Source organism: Sulfitobacter pacificus, from assembly GCF_030159975.1.
GTDB classification, from domain to species: domain Bacteria; phylum Pseudomonadota; class Alphaproteobacteria; order Rhodobacterales; family Rhodobacteraceae; genus Sulfitobacter; species Sulfitobacter pacificus.
On the sequence record NZ_BSNL01000024.1, the window covers coordinates 1 to 14,302 of the forward strand.

The following is a 14,302-nucleotide window of genomic DNA, read 5'->3' on the forward strand; positions in this document are numbered from 1 at the left end:
CCTGCGATATTTGACGTCTCCGGGCTGCCAAGCCTTGCTACCGTCAGCGCTCGTGGTGACATCCCTGCTTTGCGCAACCAGTGACATTTCTGAATGGCATTTACAAACTTGCTGTGGGGGCGCGCGCTACTTTGAAGTCGGTTTAGACATCATCCGCTTAAACCACGCTTATCTTAGCTGTGAGCCAATCGCTGCAACAACGCCCTATCGCCCCGATTTTCATTCCGCACCTGCCAAAGATCCCGCTACAAGCTGGCCATCCATAAAGACGGCTTTGGGGTAAACTTTGTAAATCTCATCAGCTGGTACTTCAAAGATGTCTTTGTCGAGAATTTGAAAATCAGCGATCTTGCCCACCGTCAGCGACCCTAGGTCATCATCGACACGAAGCTGCATGGCACCGTTGATTGTGTACCCGGCGAGAAGATCGACAAGATCTGCCTTTTCATCCACTGGGGGGAAAGCCGCGGCGTCAAGGGCGGTGCCGGGTTCGCGTCTATTATGTCCGATATGGATACCTAAGTAAGGATTGGCACGGTCGGTTTCCCACTCAGGGCCTTCGGTAATGTCGCTGGACAAGGCAACCACTGCACCCGTTGCGATAAGGCTCGCAAGTTGATTGGTACGTTTGGCTCTTTCCGGGCCAAGTGTACGTTCCTGCCCGCGAAAATATCCACCGTTCCAATGTGGTGTATGGTTGACGTAAATTCCCAACGACTTGAACCGGTGCATATCCGCAGGATCAACGAGTTCGACATGGGCCATCGTGATCTGAGTTGCCGGCTCACCCACACGTTCGCGCAGCGCCTCAACGGCATCAAGAACAAGCCGGACAGCGCCATCGCCAATGGTATGGACATGGAAATCGATCTGTTCTGCATGCAATTCAGCAAGCAAACCATCGAGTTCTTCACGACTGATGGTCGTAAGCCCGTAGTTGTCAGGCTGCCCTTCATAGGGTGCCAGAAGTCGCGCCGTTCCAATTTCGCTCACACCGTCCAAAAACAGTTTCACCGAATTGAACTTCAGTCGATGGCCACTGTATCTTTCCCGAAGTCGCTTAAATTCATCGACGGCACCGGCCAGTTGGACCGGGCTGTGGACGACAAGACTGCCAAAGTAACGTATTGGCAGCCGCCCTTCTCGGTCGAACCGAGACAGGATCTCATAGGCTTCGTCGTTTCGGATCGCCACATCCAGCAGTTCAATTCCCGCGTCATAGACTGAGGTCACTCCAAGTGCCCGTAGATAGGTCAGAAACCCAAGGAGGTTTTCACCATCCAGCTTGGTAGGAATATCCAATTGTTCTGTGTGAAACCACAGCGCGGCTTCCTTTGCCCACCCTGTTGGACTGCCGTCACTATCTCGCACGAAGACAGACACGTTGGGCACTGGGTCAGGCGTTGCTGCGCTGACGTTCATCTGCTCAAGGGCTTTCGAATTCAACCACTGGCTGTGACCTGAGGAATCGAGGAGCAAAACCGGTCGGTCAGATACGGCCTGATCCAGAAGTTCCTTATTCGGCCCCTCAAGACCAAAAGCATCAATGTCCCACGCACGACCCTTGATACAAGAGAGCTCTGGATGCGCCTTCGCGTAGTTCGCCACCGCTTCGATAATTTCGTGTGGTGCTGCCCCTGGTGGAAGTTCGAGTATCGGCCCGGTCTGCGTGGCCGTGACAGGATGTGTGTGGGAATCGATAAATGCCGGCAGGATCACGTCCGACGAAAGCAATATGTGACGCGTATCTGCGCCGATCAGAGCGGTGGCCCCGTCATCATCACCGACATAAACGATCTTCTCCCCTTTTAAGGCGATAGCACTTGCCCATGGTGTCGCTGGTTCAAGCGTGAAAATCCTGGCCCCGGTGATCACCAGGTCGGCAAAGCCAGTAGTGTTTTCAGGATCAATCTCACGTGTGTTCGGCAATTCAGCGGGGTTTTCGGCCAAGCTTGTTTGCAGCGAAGTACTCGCCATTCGTTTGGTTCTGGTCATCTCGACTTTTCCATTGGGGCCCAGTTTGCGCTTTTCGCGTCAATCGTTTTTCGGCTGGGCAGACAGAATATGCTCACGCATAAGGTTGGACGCCCGCTGCATCTCTCCAGCCGAAACGGCGTCTAATATGGCAATATGTTCCTCGCAGGCCTGCCGAATACGCTCGCGATCCTGATAGTGCCTGTATTCGTCCAGACGGCCTGACGGGGTCGGAAAATCCAGCGCATTGATGAAGTATCTGCTGCCACAATAGGAGGTGAGATTGACATGCAACTCCTCATTGGCTTCGAAAACTTCGGCCACGTCGAAATCCGTTCCCAGTTTTTCAATAAGGGCCACCTGTTTGGCCCGCATCATCGCAATCTGTCCAGAATCGGCCTCAAAAGCGGGTTCCAGCAACAAGGCAGGCTCAAGGACCAAGCGAAAACGGTGCATGTCTTCCGTATCGGCCTCGCGAGACTTCTTGAGTGGTACAAAAACCCAACCATAACCTGGGTTGGGTCGCATAAAACCTTCTGCAGACAAGCGCGACAAAGCTTCCTGTAGGGGCTGGCGATCAATATCGAAACGGCGCATCAACTCGGCGACGCTCACCCGATCAGACAATTCTCCGCTGAAATATGCGTCGACGATCTGATTATACACGCTGCGTACAGTTGTTTCCGCCGCATCCACCTCGATTTCAGGAAGCGCTGTGACCTCCTGATCAAGAAAGTAACCGCGCTGCGGAATATGCTTCACGGCTCCGATTTCGGTCAGGTAACGCAAAGCTGCACGCACCGGCGTGCGCGACACCGAAAACTCCTGCGCCAGCACCGATTCCTTAAGCGGCGCACCAATGCGCAATCCATTTTCCCGTGCTAAATCAATAACCTGCACGGCAATTTCCCTTTGGAGTCTGGAGGGCGTCCCGTCATGTAACGTTAAAGAAGTCATAGCACGGGGATAGCGGACACCCTGAATTTTCTCAAGTGTGTTTTTTCTTACAAAGTGCATTTTTGTTATGGACAACATATTTCGTACTTTGTAGTAAAAAATACATTAGCTTGAGGAAATCGGATGACAGACCCTGCAAGACCCGACGACGCGCCCTATCGGATCGGATATTATGACAAGGGCCCGACCCCCTTTTTCGCACTGCAAAGCGACACACGGCTGAGTTATTGCCTCTATGTTCCGACAGACTACGACCCGGATGGTGACCAGACCTATCCATTGATCGTGCTTTGCCACGGTACAGAGCGTTGGCCGGCTCATTATCGCGACAACTTCTCGGATTTCGCCAAGCAGCATCAGGCCATCGTTCTGGCACCACTCTTTCCCTGGAACCTGTTTTTCGTCGGTGACAGCGAGAACTACAAATTGCTCAAAATGGGCGATATCCGCTTTGATCTGGCGCTCTTATCGATGGTTGACGAAGTCGCCGCGCGCTACCGGCTCAGATCAAGCAAGTTCTTGTTGCACGGGTTCTCGGGCGGCGGGCATTTCACTCATCGCTTCCTTTATGCCCATCCCGAGCGGCTACTTGGCGCCTCTATCGGTGCGCCGGGCGTTGTGACGCTCTGCGATGCGACACTAGATTATCCTCTTGGTCTCAAAGGCATGGCCGAATTTCTGGGTGGGCCAATCAACCCAGATGGTATTGCACATGTGCCGGTGCAATGTGTTGTCGGCTCTGCCGATACCGACACTTGGGAAATCACGCTTACACCGAATGAAACGATGTATTGGGTGCCGGGTATCAACGACACGGGCCGCACTCGCATTGAACGCCTGCGCAGCCTCGCCACCTCGCTGGAGAAAGCGGGCTGTTCCGTGCGCTTTGATCTCGTTGATGGTGTGGATCACGATCAGGATGGCATTGTTCCTACCGTTCAGAGTTTCTTTGCCGACATCCTGAATGCTGAGGTCAAGCCATGAACGCGCCTGTCAGCTTCCCTTACTTCGAAGTTGAGGGTGATCCCGAGGCCATCGGTCGTGATTACGGCAAGAAGGCGATGGACCGCATTCATGAAAGCCTCAATATCTACCGCCCCGTGTTCAAGCGGGTTGGCCTCACCTGGGACGAGGCGTTAGCCCGTGCGTCCGCCTTCATCAGCCAGCTCGAAGGTTTCGATGCCGATCAGGCCACAGAGCTGCGCGCCATCGCCAAGGGCGCGGGGGTTAAGCCCGAGGAGGTTATGGTCGTCAATGCGCGCACGGATATCATCTATGGCGCGCCCAGACCGCCGAGCACGCTGGATGACGGTTGTACCGGGGCCATCGCCCTGCCGGGGGCAACGGCGAACGGCCATCTTATCCACGGTCAGAACTGGGACTGGCGCGATGATTGCAAGAACTCCGTCGTGATCGTTCAGCGCCATCCCAGCAACGGCCCGGCTACACTGAACCTGTTCGAAGCGGGGACTTTGGCCCGATGTGGGCTAAACGAGCACGGCATCGCGCTTACCGCGAATTTCCTGCACTGTGACCATGATACCGACCGCAATCGCCCGCGTAACGGTGTGCCCTCGCCTTTTGTCCGTCGTCAGGTTCTATCGTCGCGGCTGTTGGCAGAGGCGGCAGAAAAAATGATGAACGCGCCGCGTAGTTTCTCAAACAACATCATGTTGTCCGATGCGATCGGTATCGGGATCGATCTGGAAACCACCCCGCGGGAATATTACTGGCTCAAGCCGGAAAACGGCCTGCTTGTACATGCCAACCACTTCATTTCCCCCGCCGGACGCGCCCGTGTGTTCGACACAGGTCTCGGGATCTCTGCGGATAGTCTTTATCGCGACGACCGGGTGCGTGATGCGCTGTCCAAGGAACATGGGCAGATTACCGTTCAGTCCATGCTTGACGCGCTGGCTGATGATTTTGGCTCGCCTGCCTCTGTCAACAGCCCCCCCACCACCGGCGTTGGCGGTGAATCAAGCGCGACGGTCGCCAGCATCGTCATGGATGTGACAGAGCGCAGCATAACCGTTGTGGCGACCCCTTATGCCCAAACCCATTCGGAGACTTACAGGCTGACAACAAAAAACTAATGCCGGAGCAGCCCCGGCTTCACCAACAGAGGAAACGAAACCATGAAACATCTAAGATTGGCCTCAGCTCTGGTTGCGGGGCTTTCTGCCTCGGCAGTTCTGGCTGATGCTCCCAAGATGGGCGGTACCGCAAAAGTCGTGATCGGCTCTGATATATTGGGAACGCAGCCCGGCGTCGCCCGTGATAGTGGCACCGATATGATCCTGCACCATATCTTCGAAGCCCTTGTCGCCTATGATGATAACCTCGAAGTACAGCCCATGTTGGCTGAAAGCTGGGAAATCAGCGATGAAGGCAAGACTTACACCTTCAAACTGCGCGAAGGTGTCACTTTCCACAACGGTGCACCCCTGACCAGTGCCGATGTCAAATGGAGCTGGGACCGCTGGCTGGACCCGGAAACCGGATGGGGCTGTACCTATTGGTATGATGGTTCCGAAGCGCTGAAGATTGAAGCGATTGAAACGCCTGATCCGCAAACAGTGGTGTTCCGCCTGAACATTCCTTCGGGATTGTTCCTTGCTCAAATGGCGAACTTTCAGTGCATGACGGCAATCGCACATTCTGACAGTGTCGGTGCGGATGGCACGTGGAGCACTCCCATCGGCACTGGCCCGTTCAAACTTGGTGAATGGAAAAAAGGCGTGTCCGTCACCCTTTCTAAAAACCCTGAATACTCCCCTGCCCCCGGTGAGAAATCCGGTTTTGCGGGTGCGCGTATCGCCTATCTCGATAGCGTCGAGTTTTTGACTGTCCCCGAGATTGCTACGGCTATGGCCGGGCTGCGCAGTGGTGAATTGCATGTCGTGACAGATATCAACGCGACACAAGAGACGGAGCTCAAAACCGCTGAAAACGTCGAGGTCCAGTCAGGCCCGGGTCTGGAGTGGAGCGCGCTTTTGCTCAACGTCACTGATCCGGTGATGAAGGACCGCAACATGCGTCTGGCTGTTGCGCATGCCATCGATTTTAATGGTCTTGCTCTGGCAGTGACACGCGGTGCGTCAGGATATAACGCGGCCCCATTCTCAAGCCAAAGTGTATATCACGGGGAGGTCCAGAAAGGCGGTTACACGCGCGATCTGGATAAAGTGAAGGAGCTGCTCGCGGCGGCAAATTACGATGGAACTCCGCTCAAGATCCAGACAAGCCGCCGGTATGATGTTTTCTATCAGACCGCTGTGATCATTCAGGCAATGTTGGGCGAGGCTGGAATCAAGGCCGACCTTGAGGTACTCGAATGGCCCGCGCATCTGGACAATTACTTCAATGGCAATTTCCAGATCTCATCCTTTGGATATTCTGCCCGGACCGACCCGGTCATGAACTATTGGTCGATTATCGGTCCACGTGAAGAGAGCCCGGCCTACCAATGGCATGACAAGGAAATTTACGGCATGACTTTCAAAGCTGCTGCCGAGGTTGACCCCGCCAAACGTCAGGCGATTTTCGACACGATCCACAGCAAGATGATCGCCGAAGCGCCAACACTCAATCTGTTTAATTCGGTCAACTCAGCCGCTGTGAACTCCGCGCTGGAGGGATATGAAATCTGGCCCGGCAACAAGCCGCGCCTCTGGGGGACTTGGCTTACCGAGTAACCACATCTGAAAATCGCCACGTCTGGCGGGACGGACCATCGCCCGCCAGACCCTCCTAACTTCCAGCAAGAGAACACAGGCATATGTTGAGATATACCACCTTCAGGATTCTCGCCGCCATACCCACATTGTTCCTCGTCACAATTCTGGTGTTCTTCTTTATTAGGCTCGTTCCCGGAGACCCGGCTGCGGTTCTGGTTGGTGACATTCAGAACATTGGACGCCTTGAAGAGGTCCGCCGCGAGCTCGGGCTCGACCGCTCAATTCCAGAACAATTCTTTGCTTGGATCGGCAAGATCTTCCAAGGCGATTTTGGCGTGTCCATCATGAACCAAGCACCGGTTCTGGATACCATCCTTGACCGGTTTGCTGTTACTGCACAGGTTATCCTTATCGCAGTGCTGTTCACGACGCTGATTGCGGTGCCTGCCGGCATGATCGCCGCTTGGCGGCAAAACCGGCTGACCGACAATATTATCGTGGTTTCGACCATCGCTGCCATGTCGGTCCCGTCCTTCTGGATTGGTCTTACCCTCATACTAATTTTCGGGATCGAATTGGGGTGGCTGCCTGCTGTCGGCTATGTCTCGCTGTTTGAGGACTTTTCACGTGGCGCAGTCTATCTCATCATGCCCGTAGCAGCGCTTGTGCTGGGAGAAGTGGGCGGTGTCCTGCGCATGGCGCGTGCCTCTACCATCGAAATCATGCGCCGCGATTATATCACCCACGCCCGCGCCAAAGGGCTTTCGGAGGCTGCGGTGCTGTCGCGGCACGCCTTCCCCAATGCTTTCGCACCGACCCTGACAATCCTCGGCATGATTATCGGCTCATTGCTTGGGGGGGCCGCCGTGATCGAAACGGTGTTCACACTGCCCGGTCTGGGTCGCCTCACGATCGATGCAATTTCCTCCCGTGATTATCCCATGGTTCAGGGCATCCTGCTGGTGGTCGCTGTTATTTACGTATTGGTCAATTTGATCACTGATCTTCTCTACCCGCTGTTCGACCCACGCGTAAAACTATGAAGGACATGATGATGCTCAGGTTCAACCTGCTAATAGGTGCTTTGCTCGTTTTCGCTGTTGTTATCGCAGCCTTGGTCGGCCTTCTGGCACCGCCGGCTGATCCCCTGCATATTGATTATTCTGCCTTTCTGGCACCGCCGACAGTGCTTCACCCTTTCGGGACCGATGATTTCGGCCGTGATGTGCTTTCACGCGTGCTGGTCGGTGCATCGGTGAGCCTTATGTCGGCACTTGGCACGGTCATTGTTGCTATTCTGATCGGCGGAACGCTTGGGGCCATCGCGGGTTTTTTTGGCGGCTGGACCGACCGAATTATTGGTGTTCTCACGGATACCTTGATGGCCTTTCCGGGGCTCTTACTGGCCCTCGCACTGATCAGCATCGTCGGTGCAGGCATCCTGCCGATGATCATCACGCTGGGCGTGTCTTTCTCGACCATTTTCATTCGTGTGGTGCGCTCGCTTGTCCTGTCTTTGCGCGAGCAGGAGTTCGTTGAGGCAAGTCGCGCGATGGGTAACAGCGAAACCTTCACCATTCTCCGTCATATTCTGCCTAATTGCATGTCTTCCCTCGTGGTGTTGGGGACATCTACCTTGGCCTTTGCGATCCTCGCGGAAAGTGCGCTCAGCTTTCTGGGGCTTGGCGTTCAGGCCCCTTACCCTAGTTGGGGCGGCATGCTCGCGGACGGGCGTGGCCTGATGGGTCAAGCGCCCTGGCTCGTGCTCTTCCCCGGATTTGCCATTTTCCTTGCGCTTCTTGGCATCAACCTTTTGGGCGACGCATTGCGCGATTGGCTTGACCCATGGATGGAGGGCGAACGATGAACAATACAAGCACACCGGTCTGTCGTATCAAAAACCTCTCCGTTGCAATTGGCCGCAGCAATCAAACAGTGGTCGAAGCCGTCAACCTTTCGATTGCTCAGGGAGAGTTTCATGCCATCGTTGGCGAATCCGGTTCTGGCAAAACCATGCTCGCACGCTCTGTTCTGGGGCTGTTGCCTCCGGGTGGGCGCGTGGCGCAGGGCGAAATTCAGTTTGATGGGCAGGATATTGCCCGATTACCCGCCGCCGCGCTGCGTAAGATCCGGGGCAATCAGATCGGCATGATCTTTCAGGACCCGCTGAGTTCGCTCAATCCGGCGCTGCGTATCGGACAGCAGATGACCGAAGCCTTGCGTCTGCATAGCGGTACCGACAAGGCCACCGCACGTGACAAGGCGGCAAAGTTTCTTGATCGCGTTGGCATTCCCAATCCACAACGGGCGCTTGATCAATATCCACATGAATTCTCAGGCGGGATGCGCCAGCGGATCATGATTGCCTCTACCCTTCTGCCTGGCCCGCGACTGCTTATTGCTGATGAGCCCACCACCGCGTTGGATACGATTGTTCAGGCTAATGTGATGGAGATCCTGAAGGAGGTCACTGCCGAGTTTGGTGTGTCAGTGCTTTTCATCAGTCATGACCTTGGACTTGTTGCGCATCGGGCCGACACGGTGACCGTGATGGACAAGGCCCGCGTCATCGAACAGGGCAGCTTTGAAGAGGTGCTTTTCAATCCGCAACACGACAAGACCAAAGCGTTGCTTGCTGCTGTTCCGCAAGGGACAGCAAAGCCAGAAAACAACACCCAGCGCGAAATCTTGCTCAAGGTGCGCGATGCGGTTGTCGAATTCCGCACGTGGGGCAAATTGCCTTGGCAAACCGCGCCCGCTACCCGTGCGCTTGATCATGTAAGTTTTGATCTGCACCGGGGTGAAACACTTGCAATCATTGGCGCGTCCGGTTCCGGCAAGACGACCCTTGGACGGACGATCCTTGGGCTGACGCCCTTGAATGCTGGTGAAATCCGCCTTGGGGATACAGTGATCTCCGGGCTGAAACGCACGGAGCATCGACAGAAAACACGTGGCATCCAGATCGTTTTCCAAGATCCTATCGGGGCGCTGGATCCACGTATGCGTGTCCTCGAACTTGTTGCTGAAAGCCTTCGCCATAGCCCGGACCTCTCGCGCAAGGACAAGCTGCGACGCTCGCACCAAGCGCTGGAGGACTGCGGCTTGGAAGCTGAGCTACACCACCGTTTGCCTCATCAACTCTCGGGGGGGCAACGACAGCGTGTTGCCATCGCGCGTGCCCTTGTCGCCCGGCCCGATATCATAGTGCTGGATGAACCCGTTTCAGCACTTGATGTGACGGTACAGGAACAGGTGTTGCACTTGCTTGACCGGCTCAAAACCCAACATGGGTTGTCCTACATCTTCATCAGCCACGATATCGGCGTGGTCGAAGACATCGCTGACAGGGTCATCATAATGGTCGACGGAAAAATCGTTGAACAGGGTTCCGCGCATAAGGTTTTCAACGGACCAGAACATCCCTTCACACACAGGCTTCTTTCGGTCCTGCCCGAGCTGCGCGAAGTCGATGGCCGGTTCCAGCTGGTTTACCGAAATACCGACGCCCAATCCAAAGGAGAAAAAATTGGCTGATATTGTCATCCAGAATGGCCGCCTCATTACTTTCAACGGCCCCGACCAGCAAGCTCTGGCCATTACGGACGGACTTATCACAGCTGTCGGATCAACTGCCGACATGGCCCCGCACCTCGCCGGAGCCGAAGTGATTGACGCAGAAGGTGCCACCGTTCTGCCAGGGTTTATCGACAGCCATGTGCATCTATTTCAAGGTGCGGTCGAGGCCACCTGGGTCAAACTCTTCGGGATTCGCAGCAAAGACAAAATCGCCGAGGCAGTGCGCGCCCGCTCCAAGGCACAGCCGGAAGACAAGATCATCTTTGCCATCGGGATGAGCCACGGCTGCATGGACGGTGCGGAACCCGACCGGCATCACATGGACGATATCCTGCGCGACCGTCCATTCGCTGCGATGCATGCCGGGCACCATACAGTCTGGGCCAACACCAAAGCGCTGGAAGCGGCTGGCATTCTTGACGGGGCCGATGTGCCTGACGGCTGCGAAGTGGTCATGGGTGAAGATGGCAAGGCGACCGGTGTACTTAACGAGGTTGGTGCTTTTGGCCCGGTCCTACGCCTCACTGCCAGTGGTGCACGCGAGCTTGCCGGGTATGAAACCGGTAGTAACCCCGTGCCCGCACCCTCCGCTGCCGAGCGCGAAGCAGACAAGACCCTTATTGAACTTTCACTTAAACAGATTGCATCCAAAGGGATCACCGGCCTGCATAACATGGACGGCAATTTCTATCAGCTTGAATTGCTTGCCGCCCTTGAGGCCGAAGGCCGCCTTACGGCACGTACCGAAGTGCCCATGCATTTCAAGAATTTTGACAGTATCGACCGGCTGAGCGAGGCCGCAGATATGCGCAGCCAATATTCCGGCGATATGGTCTGGAGCAATCGGGTCAAGATGTTCATGGACGGTGTTATCGAGTCGCGCACGGCAGTAATGACACGTCCCTATACCGACACTGGCACCCTTGCCGATCCGCTGTTTTCGCAACCGTTTTTTGACGAGGTCTGCACCAAGGCCGACGCGATGGATTTGCAAATTGCGGTGCATTCGATTGGCGATGGTGCCGTGCATCGCGTGCTTAACGGGTATGAAGCCGCACGTCGTGCCAATGGTCCCCGCGACAGTCGCCACCGCATCGAACACATCGAGGTCCTTTTGCCCAGCGATCTGCCGCGCTTTGCCGAACTTGGCGTTGTAGCGTCGATCCAGCCGCCACATGGGCCGGGTGGGGGATACTTTGATTTTGGGGACGCTGAAGACAGTATTCTGCGTGCGGAAGAACTGGGGTGGAACTATCCAATGCGGCGACTTCTGGAAGCCGGGGCCAAAGTGATCCTCAACACCGACTGGCCAGTGGTTCCAATTGACGTGCTGCCATCAATACATGCCGCCGTGGTTGGGAAAGATCTTCCTGCACCCTGGGTTGATGACCGCCTCACACTGCGACAGGCGCTCGCGGCCTATACACGTGACAACGCCTGGGTAGAGTTCAATGAAAGCCGCAAGGGTCGGCTTAGCGCGGGGATGATGGGCGATGTGGTCATTCTGGACCGTGACATCGAAGCCGCCCCGCTGAATCAGCTTAATCAGGCAAAGGTCAGAACAACCCTTCTGGGTGGGCGGATCATTTATGATCGTACCAGCCAAAACGCAGATTTTGGTTGAGAGGGAAACGCACCGGTGTTGCTGGCTGCTGATACGACCTGGTTTCCGATCAAGGTGCTGTCTCAGGCGAATTTCGCCGTTGCAGAGAGTGCATGATGGCCCGGAATGCGACATGGGCGGTCTGTTGGACCGCCCATGTACTTGTTTCCATTCGGCTGTCACTGCATTGAGTTCAGGCCGAACATATTGCCTTCGGTATCCTGACAAAGCGCAACCCAACCGTATTCCCCGATCGAGAACTTTGGCCGGATCACCTTGCCGCCAGCCGCCTCGACCCGTGCTTGTTCAATTGCACAATCTTGGGTTGCGAAATAGATGATGGTGCCGCCCACCCCTGGGGAAGCATGGGGCGATTTGGTCAAGGCTCCTGCGGCCCCATAAGCACCCATATCGGCAGGAAAGCTCATCATCTGGGTTTCACCAGTTGGATCACCCATCGCTTCCAGCTTTTGACCAAGCACAGTTTCGTAAAAATCTACAGCCCGATCCAGATCGTCCACGTAGATATCAAACCAGGCCACCGCGTTCATCTTACTCATCTCAATCTCCATTTTGAGTGTCGCTATGACACCCAAATACCAAGGGGCCCTCCCCCTGTATTGTAGATTTCAGACATCAAATTTGCGGGCATATTTTCCCGGTGTATATCCTGTCGCTTTTCGAAATGAGTGGATGAAATGGCTTTGATCCGCATAGGACCAGGTGTCACTGCCGTTCAAAGATTGCTGTAACCTCAGTATCTTAAGGAAATCATGTGGCGCAAACCCGGTGGTGCGCTTGAGGGTGCGTTGTAACTGACGTGGTGACAGGTTTGCCAGTTCTGCCATATCCGCAACGCTCATTACATCATCCAGATGCTGGAATATTTTTTCGGTGATTGGGTTGGGTGCAACCAGCTTTTGCGCAATCAGCATCTCGACCAATTCGCAAAGCAGGGTCTGACTGTCTGCGAAACCTTGTTTGGACAGTTTTTGATTAACCTCCAACAGTGGCAGATCACCAGTATAGGGTGCATCGACAATGCCATGGATCATCTGGTCGGGATTTCCCTGCCAGACACCGGGAAGGAATCGGATGTTAATGAAATGAAACATCTGGCCCAGATTGAATTCTTCCGACTGTGCCCGAAGACGGGAAACCCCGGCAATGTTGCGGTTCAACTGGTCAAAGACGATATAGGTGCAGGCATCCGGCAGGGCGTGAAAACGATAGTCCTCGGGCAAGGGACCATGGGTGTTCAGCTTCAGAAACCGGTGCACGATACCCTGCAGATGGACCGGCGGTTCGGTCTCGACAAATTGCACTTCGCGCACTGTCTTTTCTTTGCCGTTGCCCTTGGGATTATACATGTCGCCCCTGCTTGGTTGCGCTCTGCGTCCTGATCGCGATTTGGAACATAGCCGCAGATATGTACACGATGTTCAGCGGGTTTTGTGAAAGCGTCGTCTTATCAGCCGTGATCAGCACACTTTGATCACCGGCACCCCCGTGACAATCTTGCCGCCGTGGCCGGTGCTGTCGCCAATGCGCATCACACCCTTGCCGTTGATTTTGACCTTCGATGACCCTTTTTTATGCTTATCAGGTCCCGGCAAACCGGTACAAAGCGCCGCGCCGCCTTCGACGGCCCAAGGGATGCCATTGAACTTGACGTGGCTTTGACCGGCGCTGATCACCGGCCCGCCGACATGCGGCCGCGGGCCCGGTGCAACCTTGGGACAAACATGCATCATACCGAGGATGGCAAGGGGTTTGCTACTCATGAAGGGGTTCCTTTTAACCGGCGGTTGCGGGATCTTGTGCGGCTTTGGCCAGCAATTGGGCAACATCCTCCTCAGAGGGGGGCTGTATCCGCAGCGGCATGCCAGTTTCAATCAGATCAACATGGCGGCTTTGCAATGTGCCGTCGGGGCGGAGTTTATGGCGCTGCAAAAATTTGGGATCGCCATGGGTCTCGGCAAAGATCGCGTCGAGCCCACGCAGGAAACTGCTCCGCTGGCTATCGTCAAAGGTGGGCAGATATGTATTCAAATGCTGCGGACGGTAGTATTTGAAGAAATAGGTCTCGCCGTCTTCATCCTCAATCTTGATGAATTTTTTCATCTGCGTTTTCAGGCGCATCAGTGGCAGGCGGCTGTGGATGATGATCCCCCAGTTCTGGCCATAGCCGTCTTCGACGAACCAGTCCCATGCATCGCCGTAACGCCGCAATTCCACCAGCCATGGCCCGACGTCGCCAAGATCCTCAAAAGCCGCGCCGTCAAACAGACAACGCGCCGGCTCTGAAAAGGCTTCAGCGCAGACCGGGATGTCAGGATTGATCGAGGCATCCAGTAGCAGATAGGCCTTAAGCGGTGGTGTCTCTTCGTCTTTGGCCTCTACACGTTTGACTTCATCAGTTTCCAACGGCTCGAAAATCAGTGCATCCAGCGCCAGCTCTACCGCTTCTTTTTCAGGGGGAGGGGAAATAAATTCAGGCAGATCCATG

General features: G+C 55.2%; 13 protein-coding genes. 7 read left to right on the forward strand and 6 right to left on the reverse strand.

The genetic code is table 11. From position 1 onward, the window contains the following. Positions 1 to 219 precede the first annotated feature (219 nt). Both QQL78_RS21030 and QQL78_RS21035 read right to left on the reverse strand, forming a co-directional pair. A complete protein-coding gene (locus QQL78_RS21030; RefSeq protein WP_284376784.1) occupies positions 220 to 1,995 on the reverse strand; it encodes an amidohydrolase in 1,776 nt (591 codons plus the stop codon). 39 nt (positions 1,996 to 2,034) lie between these two features. Next, the gene (locus tag QQL78_RS21035; protein WP_348540775.1) at positions 2,035 to 3,009 is read right to left on the reverse strand and encodes a GntR family transcriptional regulator; all 975 of its coding nucleotides are present in this window, start codon (positions 3,007 to 3,009) and stop codon (positions 2,035 to 2,037) included. Between the two features lie 45 nt (positions 3,010 to 3,054). Between QQL78_RS21035 and QQL78_RS21040 the strand changes: the two genes are divergently transcribed. The 7 genes from QQL78_RS21040 (at position 3,055) to QQL78_RS21070 (ending at position 11,814) form a co-directional block, all read left to right on the forward strand. Then, positions 3,055 to 3,915 carry an alpha/beta hydrolase gene (locus QQL78_RS21040; RefSeq protein ID WP_284376786.1) on the forward strand — a complete coding sequence of 287 codons (861 nt, stop codon included), beginning with the start codon at positions 3,055 to 3,057 and terminating at the stop codon, positions 3,913 to 3,915. Next, positions 3,912 to 5,027 carry a C45 family autoproteolytic acyltransferase/hydrolase gene (locus QQL78_RS21045; protein WP_284376788.1) on the forward strand — a complete coding sequence of 372 codons (1,116 nt, stop codon included), beginning with the start codon at positions 3,912 to 3,914 and terminating at the stop codon, positions 5,025 to 5,027. Before QQL78_RS21040 ends, QQL78_RS21045 begins: the two co-directional genes overlap by 4 nt. Before the next feature lie 42 nt (positions 5,028 to 5,069). Then, positions 5,070 to 6,629, forward strand: coding sequence for an ABC transporter substrate-binding protein (locus tag QQL78_RS21050; RefSeq protein WP_284376789.1), 1,560 nt, complete (start codon positions 5,070 to 5,072; stop codon positions 6,627 to 6,629). A gap of 83 nt (positions 6,630 to 6,712) precedes the next feature. Continuing rightward, positions 6,713 to 7,654, forward strand: a complete 942-nt coding sequence (locus QQL78_RS21055) for an ABC transporter permease (RefSeq protein WP_284376791.1) — start codon at positions 6,713 to 6,715, stop codon at positions 7,652 to 7,654. 11 nt (positions 7,655 to 7,665) lie between these two features. Beyond that, positions 7,666 to 8,478, forward strand: coding sequence for an ABC transporter permease (locus QQL78_RS21060; RefSeq protein ID WP_284376793.1), 813 nt, complete (start codon positions 7,666 to 7,668; stop codon positions 8,476 to 8,478). After that, positions 8,475 to 10,148, forward strand: coding sequence for a dipeptide ABC transporter ATP-binding protein (locus tag QQL78_RS21065; protein WP_284376798.1), 1,674 nt, complete (start codon positions 8,475 to 8,477; stop codon positions 10,146 to 10,148). The genes QQL78_RS21060 and QQL78_RS21065 overlap by 4 nt, the downstream gene beginning before the upstream one ends. Beyond that, positions 10,141 to 11,814 (forward strand): amidohydrolase, encoded by a 1,674-nt coding sequence (locus tag QQL78_RS21070; RefSeq protein WP_284376800.1) that lies wholly within the window; start codon positions 10,141 to 10,143, stop codon positions 11,812 to 11,814. The genes QQL78_RS21065 and QQL78_RS21070 overlap by 8 nt, the downstream gene beginning before the upstream one ends. Positions 11,815 to 11,972: 158 nt before the next feature. Here QQL78_RS21070 and QQL78_RS21075 read toward each other — a convergent pair whose 3' ends face one another. The 4 genes from QQL78_RS21075 to QQL78_RS21090 form a co-directional block, all read right to left on the reverse strand. After that, a complete protein-coding gene (locus QQL78_RS21075; RefSeq protein WP_284376802.1) occupies positions 11,973 to 12,353 on the reverse strand; it encodes a VOC family protein in 381 nt (126 codons plus the stop codon). A 69-nt stretch (positions 12,354 to 12,422) separates the two neighbouring features. Further along, a complete protein-coding gene (locus tag QQL78_RS21080) occupies positions 12,423 to 13,163 on the reverse strand; it encodes a helix-turn-helix domain-containing protein (RefSeq protein ID WP_284376803.1) in 741 nt (246 codons plus the stop codon). A gap of 111 nt (positions 13,164 to 13,274) precedes the next feature. Further along, positions 13,275 to 13,577, reverse strand: coding sequence for a PAAR domain-containing protein (locus QQL78_RS21085; protein WP_284376805.1), 303 nt, complete (start codon positions 13,575 to 13,577; stop codon positions 13,275 to 13,277). A gap of 13 nt (positions 13,578 to 13,590) precedes the next feature. Beyond that, positions 13,591 to 14,301: a DUF4123 domain-containing protein gene (locus QQL78_RS21090; RefSeq protein ID WP_284376807.1), complete on the reverse strand. Its 711-nt coding sequence runs from the start codon at positions 14,299 to 14,301 to the stop codon at positions 13,591 to 13,593. Position 14,302: the final 1 nt, after the last annotated feature.

What these genes read in the sequence shown, in the direction of transcription:
- QQL78_RS21040 (WP_284376786.1), top strand. Translation starts at nt 3,055, where the DNA reads ATGACAGACCCTGCAAGACCCGACGACGCGCCCTATCGGATCGGATAT.
- QQL78_RS21065 (WP_284376798.1), top strand. Translation starts at nt 8,475, where the DNA reads ATGAACAATACAAGCACACCGGTCTGTCGTATCAAAAACCTCTCCGTT.
- QQL78_RS21085 (WP_284376805.1), bottom strand. Translation starts at nt 13,577, where the DNA reads ATGAGTAGCAAACCCCTTGCCATCCTCGGTATGATGCATGTTTGTCCC.
- QQL78_RS21090 (WP_284376807.1), bottom strand. Translation starts at nt 14,301, where the DNA reads ATGGATCTGCCTGAATTTATTTCCCCTCCCCCTGAAAAAGAAGCGGTA.
- QQL78_RS21060 (WP_284376793.1), top strand. Translation starts at nt 7,666, where the DNA reads ATGCTCAGGTTCAACCTGCTAATAGGTGCTTTGCTCGTTTTCGCTGTT.
- QQL78_RS21030 (WP_284376784.1), bottom strand. Translation starts at nt 1,995, where the DNA reads ATGACCAGAACCAAACGAATGGCGAGTACTTCGCTGCAAACAAGCTTG.
- QQL78_RS21080 (WP_284376803.1), bottom strand. Translation starts at nt 13,163, where the DNA reads ATGTATAATCCCAAGGGCAACGGCAAAGAAAAGACAGTGCGCGAAGTG.
- QQL78_RS21035 (WP_348540775.1), bottom strand. Translation starts at nt 3,009, where the DNA reads ATGTTGTCCATAACAAAAATGCACTTTGTAAGAAAAAACACACTTGAG.
- QQL78_RS21075 (WP_284376802.1), bottom strand. Translation starts at nt 12,353, where the DNA reads ATGAGTAAGATGAACGCGGTGGCCTGGTTTGATATCTACGTGGACGAT.
- QQL78_RS21050 (WP_284376789.1), top strand. Translation starts at nt 5,070, where the DNA reads ATGAAACATCTAAGATTGGCCTCAGCTCTGGTTGCGGGGCTTTCTGCC.
- QQL78_RS21055 (WP_284376791.1), top strand. Translation starts at nt 6,713, where the DNA reads ATGTTGAGATATACCACCTTCAGGATTCTCGCCGCCATACCCACATTG.
- QQL78_RS21045 (WP_284376788.1), top strand. Translation starts at nt 3,912, where the DNA reads ATGAACGCGCCTGTCAGCTTCCCTTACTTCGAAGTTGAGGGTGATCCC.